Consider the following 15,681-nt stretch of genomic DNA (forward strand, 5'->3'; position numbering starts at 1 on the left):
CGATCTTAAAAATGACACAGATACGCGCTCATGTTGTTTTTAGTTTTAACTGGATAAAGCATAAAGCCATGCGTGGTTCGAATCCACTGTAAGCCTTGAAATAAATAGAAAATCAAAAGGGCAGATAGGCTTCCCCTTTTCTGCCCAAATAAAAAACGCCCCTCAGGGCGTTTAATGTGCTTTAAAACACATAAGGTTGAACAAAGATCAAAAAGAAAATTCCGAGCATCAGGAACCACTTTAAGAAGTAGTACAGTTGACGGTTGGTTTTCTTCAAAGCTTTGGCTTTGATCCGCACTTGATAGACATAACCAAAGACTTTATTCAGCCCACCCGTTTGATCCCCAGCTTCATTTGGAGAGCTGGCAGCGGTCATCACTTTTTTACCAAACCAGTGATTGAAACGTTCCATAAAGCGTGTCTTTAATGGACGCTCGACATCGGCAAAGAAAATAATGCGGTTTTGGTCGGTCTTATTTTCTGCATAGTGAATATAAGTTTCATCAAAGACCACACTTTCACCATCACGCCATGAATAGCGCTGACCATCCACATCAATAAAGCAGCGGTCATCATTCGGTGTGATCAGCCCCAAGTGATAACGCAATGAACCCGCATAAGGGTCACGGTGACGAACCAAACGGCTGTCTGGTGCCAGTTCGGTAAACATCGCGGCTTTAATGGTCGGCAAGGTTTTCAGCAAGGCTGTGGTTTTTGGACAAAGCTCAGCAGCTGACGGATGCGCAGAGTCATACCATTTCAGATAAAAGCGCTTCCAGCCTGTTTTGAAAAAGGAGTTAAACCCCAAGTCATCATAACTACTCGATGCTTTAATTCCGTCTTTTTCATATAAAGCTTTTGCTTCATCACGAATCATTTCCCAGTTTTCATCCAACACTTTTAAGTCTTGAAAATGCTGAGTGTCGATATACGGCTGATTCGGCACCTTTGAAAACATGTACATGAGGTAGTTAATCGGTGCAAGAATCGTTGAATGATCGAAAAATTGACGATAAAACGAGTGACGAACCTTCCCACGTTGCTGAATATAAAATGCAGAAAGAATAAAAATCGCCAGAATGATCCACTTAATCATATGAAAACCTGGAAACCAAAGAAAACGAAATAAAAGAAAAAGACCGGTATTCGGTCTAGACTGCAAATTGTAACATAGGCTGCAAAGTACGTCCTATTTCCAGCTTTTCATCACAAGTTTTCATTCTGTTTGGGTTTACCTGCAAGTGCAGCATTGACTAAATTGCCAAAATCGGCGCAAAGGTTGACTTGAAACATAAGGGCGCTGTCTAATCATTTTTTGAGCACTCATCCATAAAAAATCCTAAATGAAACAAAAACTTCACTCTATTTAGGCCGCATCATTCAAAAATACATCACGCAAGCACACGAAATAATTGAATAAAAATAGATGACCCTTGCGTCACGGCTTGATACAACTTGTTATGTTCTTTTTCGATATAGTTATCGTAAGATTGGCGGAGCATAGATGTACGTAGGAATGACGTACTCGCTTCACAACATCAACTTAGAAGTCCTCCAAAATAAAGGAGATCAGGCATGATCCACGCTGGCAATGCCATTACCGTCCAAATGCTTTCGGACGGAATTGCAGAATTCCGCTTTGACTTACAAGGTGAGTCGGTCAACAAATTTAACCGTGCAACGATTGAAGATTTCAAAGCTGCAATTGACGCTGTTAAAGCAAACGGTGACATCAAAGGCTTAATCGTTACTTCGGCTAAATCTACATTTATCGTTGGCGCAGATATTACTGAATTTGGTGCAAACTTCGCTCAAGGCGAACAAGCGATTGTGGATTGGGCATTGCCTGTTCACGACATCTTCAACGCGTTTGAAGATTTAGAGATTCCTAAAGTTGCAGCGATCAATGGTATGGCATTGGGCGGTGGCTTTGAAATGTGTCTCGTGTGTGACTATCGTGTGATGTCAGACGTGGCTCAAGTCGGTCTTCCTGAAATCAAACTGGGCATCTTCCCTGGTTTCGGTGGTACGGTTCGTTTAAGCCGCGTGATTGGTATCGACAATGCAGTTGAATGGATGGCGATGGCTAATCCTAAAAAAGCTGCTGCTGCACTAAAAGATGGTGCAGTTGATGCGGTTGTTGCTGCGGACAAACTACAAGACGCTGCAATTGACTTGGTTAAACAAGCCCTTGCAGGCCGTGTAGACTGGAAAGCAAAACGCCAAGAAAAACTTGACCCAGTTAAATTGAACCCAATCGAACAAATGATGGCGTTCAACTCGGCGAAAGGTGCAGTTCTTGCAAAAGCAAATCCTGCTCAATACCCTGCGCCTAAACTTCTTCTTGACTCATTACAAGCAGGGGCAAGCCTTCCACGTAATGAAGCACTTCAAGCTGAAGCGGCTGGTTTTGCAAAAGCAGCCATTACACCACAAGCAAATGCGTTAATTGGTCTATTCATCAATGACCAAGTGGTGAAGAAAACCTCGAAGAAATATGAAAAAGGTGCGCACCCTGTAAACCAAGCGGCTGTATTGGGCGCGGGTATTATGGGTGGTGGTATTGCTTACCAAGCGGCAAGCAAAGGCACACCAATCATCATGAAAGACATTGGTAACCCGCAACTTGCTTTGGGTATGAAAGAAGCCAATGGCTTACTGACCAAACAAGTTGAACGTAAGAAGATGAAACCTGCTCAAATGGGTGAAACTCTTGCGCGCATTCGTCCAACTTTAAGCTATGACGAGTTTAAAGAAGTGGACATCGTGATTGAAGCGGTGACTGAAAATCCAAAAGTAAAAGGCATTGTACTTGCTGAAACTGAGAAGAATGTTCGTGACAATACGATCATTGCTTCAAATACTTCAACAATTTCAATCACACGTTTGGCTGAAAACCTACAACGTCCTGAAAACTTTGTCGGTATGCACTTCTTTAACCCAGTACACATGATGCCTTTGGTAGAAGTGATCCGTGGTGAGAAGACTTCGGCTGAAGCAATTGCGACCACTGTGGTTCTTGCTCAGAAAATGGGTAAAACACCAATCGTAGTTAACGACTGCCCAGGTTTCCTTGTCAACCGCGTATTGTTCCCTTACTTCGGTGCATTTGACCTGCTATTGAAAGACGGTGCTGACTTCCAACAAGTCGACAAAGTCATGGAAAAATTCGGCTGGCCTATGGGTCCTGCTTACTTGATCGACGTGGTGGGTATCGACACGGGTGTTCACGGTGCAGAAGTCATGGCTGAAGGTTTCCCTGACCGCATGAAGCCAGACTTCAAAGGTTCAATCGAAATCATGTACGAAAACAAACGTTTGGGTCAAAAGAACGACGTTGGTTTCTACAAATACGAACTTGACCGTAAAGGCAAAAAAGCCAAAGTGGTTGATCCAACTGCGTATGAGCTTGTTGCTACTGTGGCAACTGCAGAAAAACGCGAGTTTGATGCTCAAGAAATCATTGACCGTATGATGCTGGCTTTCTGTAACGAAACTGTTCGTTGCCTAGAAGACAACATCGTCGCGACTGCTTCTGAAGCTGACATGGCGATGATTATGGGTGTAGGTTTCCCTCCATTCCGTGGTGGTCCATGCCGTTACATCGACCAAACAGGTGTTGCTGAATACGTTGCACTTTGCGACAAATACGCACACTTAGGTAAGGCTTATGAAGCGCCACAAATGTTGCGTGACATGGCTGCTAACAACAAAAAATTCTACGGTTAAGGAGCAACGTGAATGGCTACTTTAAATCCACGTGACGTTGTCATCGTTGATGGCGTACGTTCAGCAATGGGTAAAACCAAAAACGGTATGTTCCGCAATGTACGTGCTGACAGCTTATCGGCTGAATTGGTTCGTGCTTTAGTTGCTCGTAACCAGTTTGACACCAATGAAGTTGAAGACCTGATCTGGGGCTGTGTAAACCAGACTTTAGAACAAGGGATGAACATTGGCCGTAACATTGGTTTATTGGCTGACCTTCCAAAAACTGTGGCAGGTCAAACGGTTAACCGTCTTTGTGGTTCATCTATGCAAGCGCTTCACACCGCTGCTGCACAGATTGCAACCAATCAAGGTGATATCTTCATCATCGGTGGTGTAGAGCACATGGGTCACGTCGGCATGATGCACGGCATCGACCTGAACCCTGAAGCGTCTAAGCACTATGCAAAAGCGTCTAACATGATGGGCTTAACGGCTGAAATGTTAGGTCGTATGAACGGCATTACACGTGAAGAACAAGATGCGTTCGGTGTTGAGTCTCACCGCCGCGCTTGGGCTGCAACGCAAGAAGGTCGTTTCAAAAACGAAATCGTAGGTGTTGAAGGTCATGATGCCAATGGCTTCAAAATCCTATGCGACATCGATGAAGTGATTCGTCCAGATGCAAACCTTGAAGCATTCAAAGGTTTACGTCCTGTATTTGACCCGAAAGGCGGTACGGTAACGGCTGCAACTTCTTCAGCTTTGTCTGATGGTGCATCTGCAATGTTGTTGATGTCTGCTGAACGTGCTCAAGCTTTAGGTCTTAAGCCACGTGCTGTGATTCGCTCTATGGCGGTTGCAGGCTGTGACGCTGCGATCATGGGTTATGGTCCTGTACCTGCAACTCAAAAAGCGCTTAAACGTGCTGGCTTAAGCATGGCGGATATCCAAACCATCGAGTTAAACGAAGCATTTGCTGCTCAAGGCTTATCAGTCATGAAAGGCTTAGGTGTTTATGAGAAGCAAGACATCATTAACTTAAATGGTGGTGCGATTGCACTGGGTCACCCATTAGGCTGTTCTGGTTCGCGTATTACAACGACCTTGTTGAACGTGATGGAACAGCAAGATACGCAAATTGGTCTTGCGACGATGTGTATCGGTTTGGGTCAAGGTATCGCGACTATTATCGAACGTGTTTAATGTTTAATTAAATACTGAGATAAAAAGAACCCCGCTTATTGCGGGGTTTTTTTAGCTTTGCAATTTATTAATAACTGTTGAAAAATCGACTTCAATCCAGTCCTTATTCCATTCATCATAAACATCAACCGTTCCTGATTGTGGAAATGGATTAGGCTCAGAAAACTGAATCAAACTTGGTAAAATAACTGAGTCACCAACAATAAATGCTTCACCTTGACTCAAAATTGGTAACATATCCACCAATGTATTTGCACTATCAGGAAGTAGTGACTTAATATAATTCTGATCTTGATAATTCGTTAAACGTAAAGCTATAAAATTACTGCATTGCGAAAGAATAGTATCTGACACCTCAGATGGTCTTTGACTTACAACCATTAGGCTTATCCCGTATTTTCTTCCCTCTTTAGCAATTCGTTCAATAGCTTTCCGAGATGCTCGGTAATCTATTTTTTCATCGCGTGGTAGATAAATATGAGCTTCTTCACATACTAATAGTATAGGAATATCATTTTTAACTCCATGAGCATGTTTAATTTTTGAATAATGAAAAGAGAAATCAAATAATAAACGAGATACTAAACTTACGACAATGCTGATAACTTCAAATGGAATAGCTGATAGATCTAGGATAGAAACATTCGATCTATCTAAATATCCAAGAAATTGTTTTACTATTTTTTCACAGTCATTTGTCTGTAATAAGTTACCTTCTTCATCCTTACTATCTAGTAAAAATTTTAATCTTTTATCAGCTAATGTGGTTTCTAGTCTTGATAAAAATCTAGTGAATTCACCCTTAAAACCATCATTTGCAGATACTTTTGAGTCAAAGAAAGCTACCTTAGAATTACCTGATGAAGGATAAAAATCTAAATCAGTCCATAGATTTTCATCAATATTTTCAACCCCCTTATGATCTTTAATTGCAAGAAAAGTTCCGTCATCACAATCATAAGTTGTTAATTTATTTTTATTTCTTATATAATTAACAACTTCAACTATTGAAAAATATACTGGTGTATCATAAGTAATTTCTTGGAAATTTTGATTATGCTTTTTCTTATTTAAAATCACAGCATTTTTAAATTGAGAAACTTGGTTATGAGAATTAGCCTCATTACTTTCAATAAATAACGACTCAAGTTCTTCAGAACTCATCAACCAATATGGTAAAAATATTTTTTCTACAGTTAATAGATTCAAACTAAATTTTTGCTTTTCAGTTAACTGAAAAGCTGACGTATATTCTGAGTGTAAATCTAGAATAATAATATGAGAATTTTTTTGTTAATCAATATTTAAATTATGATTATCTTTAATTTGTACAACACGTTGTAATAAGCTTGCGACTGAACATGATTTACCAGAACCTGTCGAACCCACGATTGCACTATGTTTAGAGAAAAAGTTGTTTCCATTAATTTTAAATTTTTTATTTTTATTACTTGATAAATCACCAATTTCAAAATTGTAATTTTCGTCATTTGAATAAATTAAGTCCCAATCAGTATCATCTAACAACAATGCTCGGCAGAGTAAAACTTGAAGTGCGACATAAACCACCTAATTAATTTAAAGGGTTTATGGAGTATATAAAATTGTCATACCATCATCTTAACTTTGAAGATCGTACTGCATTAATGCTTGAGTCAAGAAAAGAAGGCTTTTCAGCCAGAAAATTTGCTGAACTCATTAAAAGACATCCTAGTACGATCTATCGTGAGCTTAAAAGAAATAGCATCAATGACGTTTATCAAGCTCAATATGCTTCTGATAACACCTTCGCTAGACGTAGACGTGGTCACAGAAAACTCAAAATCGATTCAATCCTCTGGAAATTTATTGTTGAAGCGATCCGTTGTTTATGGTCTCCTCAGCAAATAGCAAAACGTTTAAAGACATTTCCTGATTTGGATCAAACAATGAATGTAAGCCATACAACGATTTATTCAACGATACGAGCATTACCAAAGGGTGAGTTGAAAAAAGACTTATTATCCTGTCTGCGTCATGAAAATAAAAAGCGAAAAGCTAACGGTGAACCTAAAAAAGATTCTATATTACAGGATATTAAAACTATTCATGAGCGCCCAGCCGAAGTTCAAGAAAGAAAAATACCGGGTCATTGGGAAGCTGATTTAATTAAAGGTAAAGACAATAAAAGTTCGATAGCAACACTTATTGAACGAAATACACGGCTCTGTATCTTGGCAACATTACCTGATGCAAAGGCAGAATCAGTGCGCAAGGCTTTAACTGAAGCTCTGAAATATTTACCTGCAGAACTGCGTAAAACGTTGACCTATGACCGTGGACGCGAGATGGCAGAACATAAAATACTTGAAGAAGATTTAGGCATAGATGTATATTTCTGTGACCCACATTCACCCTGGCAAAAAGGCACATGCGAAAATATGAATGGTTTAATTAGGCAATATTTACCTAAAGGGATTGATTTAAATCAGGCAGATCAGCATTATTTAAATCAAGTTGCCATGTCACTGAATACTCGTCCTAGAAAAGCGTTAGATTGGCTTACACCATTAGAGAAATTTGCTCAGCTTGTTGATTATCATAAGACTTTTCAAACTGTCGCACCTCATGTTTGAATTCGCCCTCTTTCAGTTGGGACAGGTAGAACCTTTCCACCTCTAATAAATTTATATCGATCTTCATCATCGTACTCAAGAAAGCCTATTGGCATACAAGAAATACTGAATTTCCATAATTCGCCTTCTTCATTATTAGTAATTGTCCAACCTATATTCTCGATACTACAAATTACAAAGTTATGATTACCATCTTCAATTTTTAATAAATTGCCTACTTGTAAACTATTTTTATTACTCTCAAATATAGTTAAATCATCTATATAGACTGTAATATTGTTCGGCGAACTAAAAAGAACTTGTCCTATTTCTATACTCATATTTCACCCCTAAAATTAAAAAGATATTCAATTTCTTTAAATTCATTAATCAGTATCGTTTCTGGTTTTAAATCAATTTCATTATCTAAATATCCAAAAACCTTAGTCTGATGAAAAAAGCTTTTTTCAAGTTCAAAATTTTCTATCTTTATCGTCTGTGCTCTTATATGGAACTCTGGCAAAATTTTGCTTCTAGATTTTTTATATATTGAGCAATCCTTATAAAAGCGACTGCTGCGCCATACTCCTCCAACCATTCCATCATTGACTACGATTTTTAGATCATCCAACAAGCGAACTAATTCTTTAAATTTTTCTTCGCTAAGGTCAAATATAAAACTAGCGGGTTTATGAATTCGTTTTTTAAAATACTTATCAACATAAACATTTATAAATTGAGCAATTTGTTGTGTTTCTACCATATTAAAACCTTCAAAAATAAAACATCTTGAAGGCGAGTTACAGTTCATTTCTACTCTAAAATCATTTTTCAACTGCCTTAGTAGAGCTTTTCTACTCTTTGTCATCAACGTCCACTTATTGATAACTGCTTTAGATTGTTTAATAAGAAAGTTAAATATTTCCTGTTGTGTCACTTTTCTGGAATCATGATCCTTAACTGTTGATATTCTTTGAATTTCAGTTATTAAGTTTGGATAAAGTAATCCATCAACATCATAACTTCTAAATTTTTCTAATCGTTCAATTTTAGTTTTAATTTCATCTTCTAAATCATCTATCGATCTACCAAAATGTATTATTAATTGATCAACAAATTTTTGTTTATCAAAACTTTCCAAATTTAATTCATCAATTATTTTTCTTAGTTTCTGTGTTTGAGTACATAAAATTTCATCAACTTCCTCTATAGAGAGCTTTCGATCTCCTTGTCCTTCACTTGGAATATAGATGAATAATACAAATGATAGTTCGTCATTAGGAGGTTCCAAAAAAGTTTTTATCATTAAAATTATCGGTTTATAAATTAAACTTAAATTAAATGTAGTAGCAGATTCATGATACTTACACTGAATTGCTCTAATAGAATTATTAGCTTCATATATATCCACATCTTCAACAATCCCTTCCACATGGATTGTCGCAGTTGGAGAATCTAAAATTTCCAATATTGTTTTATTAAATTGATAAATGAAACCTTTTATTGTGCTATCAGCCACCCTAGAATTCGGCATCAATTACCCCTGAAAATTATTTTAAATTAGTAGCTTATATACCATAAAAGACGATTTATTACACAACTCTTATTCTATTCGCTGCGCCAACAAGGTCGCAAAATGCTGTTTAATCCGCTGCCCCTGTTCATCTACACGATGTAGCTCACCGACATTTTCATTGTATTTCACAATTTTCCAGCCCTCGTACAAAGCACTTAACTCTCCTGCTTTAAAAGCAAATGGAAAGTCAGGCTGCGCAGGAATATCATCGGTATCCATCGCACAAACAATCAAGTTAAATCCATTCACTTTAGTTGCTTGCTGCATCTGCGCAATCAATGGTTTCACAGTTGGCGCTTCTAAAAACATCATCACTACCGTACAACAAATAAAGTCGTATGTACCTGTAATGCTTGGGTCAGCATTGAGGTCACGCTGTTGCAGATGAATCTTTTGAATACCTTCGGCATCTATAATCTGCTGTAGTTTTTGCAAACTTTGCGGATTCACATCCCAAGCATCCACCTCAAAGCCTTGCTGGCTTAAATACAGCGAATTTCGCCCCTGCCCACAGCCGATATCCAAAGCCCGACCACCGTGTAAATACGGCGTAGCCGCCAAAATTTCTGAGTGCGTAGGTGAAAGCTGATATTTCTTATAAAAATAATCCTGCGGGGTACAGTAAAATTGCAACTGACACTCTATGTCATCGCTGGTCGAAACAATTTTGTGCCATGCTTGAGGCTGAATAAATGGTGGCTGTTGCTGAGGGGTAAATAGATGCTCAGATTGCACTTGACCTGCCTCATCTAGAAAAGCAAAACTCAGCTCACCTTGAAAAATCTTTAACTTTGCCCACGTGCCTGCTTTGGTATTGTGTTGATTTTTAAACCCTTGTGGAATGGTCTGCGCAGTCCATACAGGAAGTTCTTTATAAAAAATCAAGTCTTGCATCAGCCGATTCCCACCTTTGTTATGACGTATTCGCCAGTCCATCTTTTATTATTGAACGCTTGTATGATCATAGCCAGTTCCTACTCAAATGAACATTCATTCAGTACCTAGAAACTACAGATGAGTAAGAAATAAAATCTGTTGCTCCACAGCATTGAGCGACTCATAGAACTTTCATGACTTTAAACTTTTGAGCTTTGACGCCTTTTTGAACATTTTAATGATAGGCTTAAAGACAATAAAAATTCAGCTTAACTATATTTCAAATGATTCGGAGTCTATCGATGTTTGCATCACCTTTAAAAACCATCATTTGCTTAGGCGTCATGGGAACATTATTCACAGGCTGTGCCACCAAAACCCTGATGACCAAAGACAATAAAAGCTATACCCGTACCAACAAAGTGACCTTGATCGAAGACCAAGTGGTGGCTTTTGGCAAACCTGCTCAGCCTCTGCCGAATTTACCTGCGCATAGTTTAGTGATTGCAGGGCAGCAAAAAAGTTATGTATTGACCCAAGGCGGGCCTCAATTTGTCAGCTTGATTGGGAAACTGGACCCGAAAAATATTCAAGTTACCCGAGAACTAAGTTTCTATTCAGAAAAGAATGATGGTCATTTTACAGGAACACTACCACTGTCTTATGTGAAGCTCAAAGAAGACATCAGCAAAAAAGATCTAGAATTTTTTATTGAAAATGGCGCGAAGGAATGTTCAAGTTCCAGCGATGAACGCATGTTTGCGCAGCGTTTCTGTTTTGAGATCAAACTGGCAGGTGTGGTCTACCCTGCCGCGAACAATTTAGCGTCTTTAAAAGCCTTGAGTAAGCCTTATCAGGTAAGCATTTATACCCATCAAGAGGAAAGTTATAAATCGAAGTCAGGCATGAATCCTTTTGAAAAATTAGTGCTGCTGCCTTTTGCCGTCGCAATTGATGTGGTCAGTCTACCCTTCCAAGCGGCCGATAAAATTTTTGATTAAGACAATAACAGTACAGCGCCTAGAACGAATCAGGCGCTGTGCTGTTTTGTGAAGGATTTAAATTAAGAGCTCGCCCATCAACCAAGCCATATACTTTTCTTTGTCCATAAAGTCAGGCGCATTGCCCGTATCTAGACTGAAATACTGTTGGTTGAACTGAATCACGATTTGTTCGGTGTGGTGCCAGTCTTCAATCATTTTGAAATATTGGTTGAAGAAAAAACGATTCTTCCCCCAGTTGCTTAAACGTTCTAATTTTGGATAGTTTTTATTTTCTACAAACTCACTATACACATGCTGAATATCATCAAAAACGTGTATGGTTCTCATGACTCACCTGCCTGCACTGAAAAGTCGTCATCGTTGTGATGCTTTTACTCTAGCAGCCAATTTTGAACAAGAGATGACAGTCCGCTTACACGACTGTCATCTTTGCACGGTGTTATAACTTCTGTTCCACCTCTTTTTGGGTCTGTTTTTCGACCTGCTGCATTTGGCTATTCAGTGCCAAAATCTCTTTATACAGCGCATTAAACTGCTGTAGTGGTGCATCTTCATAAAACATAAAGGTGTTATTTTTCTTTTCCCATTGGTTATTTTTTAGCACCAAGAAAATTTGATCCGCCTTGGCTAAATTCTGTTGTTCAAGACTAAACAGGCGGGTGGCTTCATGGCTTTTTTCACTGGCTTTCATGCTGTCAGTCAGTTGATGGCGGAACCGCGCAGATATTGCTAAATCTTTGGCCTGAGCAATGGCCTCTTTTTGACGTTGTTCAACCTGCTGTGCATAGCTCTCAACAACGGCATGTACATCTTTCAGCATTTGCTCCGTTTCAGCATAATTGTTCTTTTTGTCTTTGCTTAATCGGTCAATATTTAAAAACTGATCCCAATTTAAGGCTTTTAAATCTCGCAGATATTGATTACGCGCTTCGGCATTTTGCAGCATATGACTGAGCACAAACTCCGCCATAATTTGATAGTCACCTGTCAGACGTGGGTCTTTTACATCGACTTGAATCGGTGTGGTCCAATCTTGAGCTTGTTTGTAAATTTGTTCGGTCTTTTCATACAGCACCGTTTCATAGCTTTGTAGCTGCTGCTGCTCTTTTTGTTGTTGAGAATACTGATAAAACATCCAACCAAAAACGGCACTGGTCGCAAGAACTAAAATCAACACGATACGTCGCATGTTCAGCTTCCTCTTCATTTCTTTTCATCATAGCAAATAAAGGCACATGATCAATATTTCAACATGTTATCGAGATTTGAGGACGCTAAGGCCGTACCACTCCCCAAGTGGATGAGGAATGTACTGGCGATAGAATTAGGAAGTATTATTTCGCTGGAGCTGTTCTCGGTTGCTGACTATTCTGTTGAATCCCTTGCATAAAATTCCGATCAATCTGCCCAATCGAAATTTGTTCACGGGCAATTTGTACATTGGTCGCATTACGGTCAATGCCAAACGGCTGCAACATGATATACAAGCCTTCAGTTGGATTAGACGACTGCAAACCAGCGGCAATGTTTAAGACATGTTCACGTAACAAAGGAGGCACAGAATTTAGATCTGCAGTGACCGCAGGTGGCAAAATATCGATGTTTTGAGTAATGGTCGGATCGACCACAAAAGACTGTGCATCATCCTGCAACTGAACTATACGGTGCTGCAAGGCTTTACGAATATTTTCATCCTGTTGATAAGGAATCACACCCGTTTCAGCACGTAGCTCTGATTCCGCCATGGTTTTAAAAGTCGGTAGACTCACGATCTCACCATTGGCTTGCAGCAAAGTCGGCATAAAAAGAAGAGCGTAACAAAAAACGGGAAGAGAATTTAAAAATTTCATAAAACAATCCCAAACGATAAGAGATATAAAAAGGCATGCCCAAACTGAGCGCCTTAACCCTATTGTATATTTTTCGATCTTTATGCTGCGTAGTTGTCAGATAAACGGTCAAGCCCAGAGAGTTCAACTGATTGAATCCATAGCGAAACCGCTTTTTTTCATGGCCCTGCTTTAAATTTTATAACTCATCCCCATCATTTCCTTAATTGCTCTTTTTACTATTTTTGAGAAATCCCATGCGTGTAGATATTTGGTCAGATGTTGTTTGTCCTTTTTGTTATATTGGCAAAAAACGTTTAGAAGCGGCGGCTGAACAAGCTGGTGTTGAATTGGAAGTGCACTGGCACAGTTTTGAACTGGATCCAGATGCGCCAGTACGCCAAGAAATTTCGAACTCAGAACGTCTCGCACTAAAATATGGTCGCACAGTCGCTGAAGTGGAAGAGATGCAACGTAATATTGCCAAAATGGCTGCGGAAGAAGGCATTGAATTTAACTGGGAAAATGCCAACTCAGGCAACAGTTTCAATGCACACCGTATTATCCACCTTGCTCAAAGCCATGGTTTAGGCAATGAAGCTGAAGAAGCCTTTTTCTTTAGCTATATGACACAAGGCTTACCAATTGGTGAACGTGAAACCATTGAAGATGTGGCCTCTCGTATTGGTTTAAACCCAGTTGAAGTAGATGATGTGCTGGATTCTGACCAATACGCAGATTTCGTGAAGTTTGACCAAGAAGTGGCGCGTGAACAACTGAAAGTAACGGGTGTACCTTTCTTTGTTTTCGATCAGCGTGTGGCTTTAGCGGGTGCGCAGCCGCGTGAAGTATTCTTACAAGTCCTTGAAAAAGCACAAATGCCGGCAGAAGAAAATAATGCGGCACAGTGTTCAGATGAGTCTTGTGAAACACCAAAACAATCATAAGGATACTGGTTTCAGACTTTAACTGAGCCCTACCCATAGATGAGAAAATCCCCGACCTGCGGGGATTTTTTATAGGTTAAAAAACTGACTTGTCTTTAATCGACCAAGAAACTAATTTTAAGATTGACCCGATATTCTACAATTTGGTTGTCCTTAATCACCACTTTTTGTTCATTGATCCAAGCACCTTGAACATTCTTCACCGTCTCAGTGACTTTTGCGATCCCTGTCTGAATCGCATCTTCAAAACTTTTCGAACTGCTTGAATTGACTTCTACCACTTTTGCAATGGCCATCTGTTTGTCCTCAGCTATTGTTGTTTTTGCCTGTTCATCTTAGGTGAATTTTTAATCAAAAATAGATGACTTAAACATTCCACAGCAAAAACTTACACAGTATGCACAATCAAAAGACTTTAAAATGGTGAATATTTACACAATTAATCATGTAACCCTAAGTCCTTTTCAGGTCTCATTTCAGACAAAAAAAACCTACTTTCAAGATTCGTATCAAACTTGAAAATCTAAATTTTCACTTTAAATTTAAACAGCTTAGCGCTGGAGCAAAAACTCTATATTAGCCTAGAGTATTTATTCTAATTTGTTGTTTTTTAACAATAAATGAACTCACCATTCATCTTTTACTGGTCTAAACCAGCGCTTAAATCGATCGTTTTTTGATATTATTCATGCGAAATTTATCTTTTTAAAACTCCCAGTCTCCTTAGTGAGACCTCCTTTTTAGAGGAAATATCATGAACGCTGTTAAATATGCTTTGGCTGTCGCTGTAATGGCTCTTTCTGCAACTGTTTCTGCACAAGTTGTTTTTGTTCCAGATTTTCCTGTAAAAAAACCAGCAGATACTCAAACGGCAACGGCTGATGCTCCTGCGGCTGCACCACATCAAGAAGCGTAATTTACGCTGACTTGGTCAAAAATAGGCAATGTTGATTGCCTATTTTTTTTGCCCAAAATTGCAAAGAACTGACAAAAAATTTCAGCTATGAACCCTTAAGGGCAAAAATATTTACTTCAATCTGTGCTGAAATCGAAATTATCTACATTTTTCACTACCCTTTTCTCGTATCGAGAGCAGAATAATTTTTGCCTATTTACTCTTTTCTAATTATGATCAAACAAGAAGACCCAATTCCAAAACCAATAAATTAAATGCACTCAATAGCACATGCCTATGCAAAATTTACAAGCCCTCATCCAAGGTCGTATTACACCCCAAGCCATTGACCTTGATCAATTGATTGCGTTTGCACAGCAGTATACGCAGCCGACTTCTGCCGAATATAAATTACTTGAACTGGCCATCAATATGGTTTTAGCAAGCTACTTGGAACAAGCACAAAAACAACTTTAGAGTTCAGCGCATGAAAGCAATCGAAAAAGCAATGCTGATCAAAGAACTGCATCAATTGATTGATGGTTTGGAACATCAACCTCTGTCTTTTTTTGAAATTGCGCGCTCGAAAAAACGTATTCGCGAAATTTTTGCACTCTGTGATGAACCCATTTTTCAAAAACAACTCGAAGCCTATAAGGCACTGACTCAGCCTCAAGCGGCGGCTGAACGCTGGATACAGCAAAGCCCCTACCAGCATGCCTACATTGGACTGTTTCAATATGAGTCTGCTTTAACTGATGCCTTAAAACACCAGACATCTTTCGCATGGGGTGTTGTATATAAATCAGGTTTAGGTTGGCAAATTGCTTTTCAAAACACCCCAGCTACACTGTATAGCAGCCCATGGCACATAAAGTTTGAGCACGCTTACCAATGGTTTTTGAGCCATGCACAAAATGCTCAACAACCCGAGAACGTACCTTTTCTCACAACATCTGAAACATCCATAGAAGTTGCAGAAGTTGCAGAAGTTGCAGAAGTTGCAGAAGTTGCAGAAGTTGCAGAAGTTGCAGAAGTTGCAGAAG

15 protein-coding genes and 2 pseudogenes are annotated in these 15,681 nt (G+C 39.2%); 8 read left to right on the forward strand and 9 right to left on the reverse strand.

Translation table 11 applies throughout. The features are described from left to right. Window positions 1-181: 181 nt before the first annotated feature. Window positions 182-1,096, reverse strand: coding sequence for a lipid A hydroxylase LpxO (gene lpxO / locus F986_RS05085; RefSeq protein ID WP_004692734.1), 915 nt, complete (start codon window positions 1,094-1,096; stop codon window positions 182-184). 479 nt (window positions 1,097-1,575) lie between these two features. On the opposite strand from lpxO, the gene fadB reads away from it, so the two are divergent. Both fadB and fadA read left to right on the forward strand, forming a co-directional pair. Next, window positions 1,576-3,729: a fatty acid oxidation complex subunit alpha FadB gene (fadB, locus tag F986_RS05090; protein WP_004692735.1), complete on the forward strand. Its 2,154-nt coding sequence runs from the start codon at window positions 1,576-1,578 to the stop codon at window positions 3,727-3,729. A gap of 12 nt (window positions 3,730-3,741) precedes the next feature. Continuing rightward, window positions 3,742-4,914, forward strand: coding sequence for an acetyl-CoA C-acyltransferase FadA (gene fadA / locus F986_RS05095; protein ID WP_004692736.1), 1,173 nt, complete (start codon window positions 3,742-3,744; stop codon window positions 4,912-4,914). Window positions 4,915-4,965: 51 nt separating this feature from the next. Here fadA and F986_RS05100 read toward each other — a convergent pair. Further along, window positions 4,966-6,483: pseudogene (locus F986_RS05100) on the reverse strand (ATP-binding protein). 20 nt (window positions 6,484-6,503) lie between these two features. On the opposite strand from F986_RS05100, the gene F986_RS05110 reads away from it, so the two are divergent. Further along, a complete protein-coding gene (locus tag F986_RS05110) occupies window positions 6,504-7,529 on the forward strand; it encodes an IS30-like element ISAba125 family transposase (protein WP_005100823.1) in 1,026 nt (341 codons plus the stop codon). Here F986_RS05110 and F986_RS05115 read toward each other — a convergent pair. The 3 genes from F986_RS05115 to tehB form a co-directional block, all read right to left on the reverse strand. Further along, window positions 7,520-7,849: a hypothetical protein gene (locus F986_RS05115; protein WP_004692739.1), complete on the reverse strand. Its 330-nt coding sequence runs from the start codon at window positions 7,847-7,849 to the stop codon at window positions 7,520-7,522. The two genes, F986_RS05110 and F986_RS05115, sit on opposite strands and share 10 nt — an antisense overlap. Further along, window positions 7,846-9,042 carry a hypothetical protein gene (locus tag F986_RS05120; RefSeq protein WP_004692740.1) on the reverse strand — a complete coding sequence of 399 codons (1,197 nt, stop codon included), beginning with the start codon at window positions 9,040-9,042 and terminating at the stop codon, window positions 7,846-7,848. The genes F986_RS05115 and F986_RS05120 overlap by 4 nt, the downstream gene beginning before the upstream one ends. Before the next feature lie 69 nt (window positions 9,043-9,111). Continuing rightward, on the reverse strand, window positions 9,112-9,978 hold the full coding sequence (gene tehB, locus F986_RS05125) for an SAM-dependent methyltransferase TehB (protein WP_004692741.1): 867 nt from the start codon (window positions 9,976-9,978) through the stop codon (window positions 9,112-9,114). Between the two features lie 284 nt (window positions 9,979-10,262). Here tehB and F986_RS05130 point away from each other — a divergent pair, with 284 nt between their 5' ends. After that, complete coding sequence (locus F986_RS05130) at window positions 10,263-10,961, forward strand: YidX family protein (RefSeq protein ID WP_004692742.1); 699 nt, start codon at window positions 10,263-10,265, stop codon at window positions 10,959-10,961. Between the two features lie 57 nt (window positions 10,962-11,018). Here the strand turns inward: F986_RS05130 and F986_RS05135 are convergent, their stop codons facing one another. The 3 genes from F986_RS05135 to F986_RS05145 all read right to left on the reverse strand — a co-directional run bounded on the left by F986_RS05135 (window position 11,019) and on the right by F986_RS05145 (window position 12,814). Further along, on the reverse strand, window positions 11,019-11,291 hold the full coding sequence (locus F986_RS05135; protein WP_004692743.1) for a hypothetical protein: 273 nt from the start codon (window positions 11,289-11,291) through the stop codon (window positions 11,019-11,021). A gap of 112 nt (window positions 11,292-11,403) precedes the next feature. Further along, a complete protein-coding gene (locus F986_RS05140) occupies window positions 11,404-12,153 on the reverse strand; it encodes a hypothetical protein (RefSeq protein WP_004692744.1) in 750 nt (249 codons plus the stop codon). 145 nt (window positions 12,154-12,298) lie between these two features. Further along, window positions 12,299-12,814, reverse strand: a complete 516-nt coding sequence (locus F986_RS05145; RefSeq protein WP_004692745.1) for a hypothetical protein — start codon at window positions 12,812-12,814, stop codon at window positions 12,299-12,301. Between the two features lie 236 nt (window positions 12,815-13,050). Here F986_RS05145 and F986_RS05150 point away from each other — a divergent pair, with 236 nt between their 5' ends. Then, window positions 13,051-13,740: a DsbA family oxidoreductase gene (locus F986_RS05150; protein WP_004692746.1), complete on the forward strand. Its 690-nt coding sequence runs from the start codon at window positions 13,051-13,053 to the stop codon at window positions 13,738-13,740. A 95-nt stretch (window positions 13,741-13,835) separates the two neighbouring features. Here the strand turns inward: F986_RS05150 and F986_RS05155 are convergent, their stop codons facing one another. Further along, window positions 13,836-14,036, reverse strand: a complete 201-nt coding sequence (locus F986_RS05155; RefSeq protein ID WP_004692747.1) for a dodecin family protein — start codon at window positions 14,034-14,036, stop codon at window positions 13,836-13,838. A 458-nt stretch (window positions 14,037-14,494) separates the two neighbouring features. Here F986_RS05155 and F986_RS18355 point away from each other — a divergent pair, with 458 nt between their 5' ends. The 3 genes and pseudogenes from F986_RS18355 to F986_RS18530 all read left to right on the forward strand — a co-directional run. Beyond that, a complete protein-coding gene (locus F986_RS18355) occupies window positions 14,495-14,656 on the forward strand; it encodes a hypothetical protein (RefSeq protein ID WP_004692748.1) in 162 nt (53 codons plus the stop codon). A 276-nt stretch (window positions 14,657-14,932) separates the two neighbouring features. Next, complete coding sequence (locus F986_RS05160) at window positions 14,933-15,112, forward strand: hypothetical protein (protein WP_017397192.1); 180 nt, start codon at window positions 14,933-14,935, stop codon at window positions 15,110-15,112. A gap of 10 nt (window positions 15,113-15,122) precedes the next feature. Beyond that, window positions 15,123-15,681 (forward strand): annotated as a pseudogene (locus F986_RS18530) (hypothetical protein); the annotation flags it as partial.

Origin of the sequence: Acinetobacter johnsonii CIP 64.6 (assembly GCF_000368045.1) — a bacterium.
Classification (GTDB): domain Bacteria; phylum Pseudomonadota; class Gammaproteobacteria; order Pseudomonadales; family Moraxellaceae; genus Acinetobacter; species Acinetobacter johnsonii.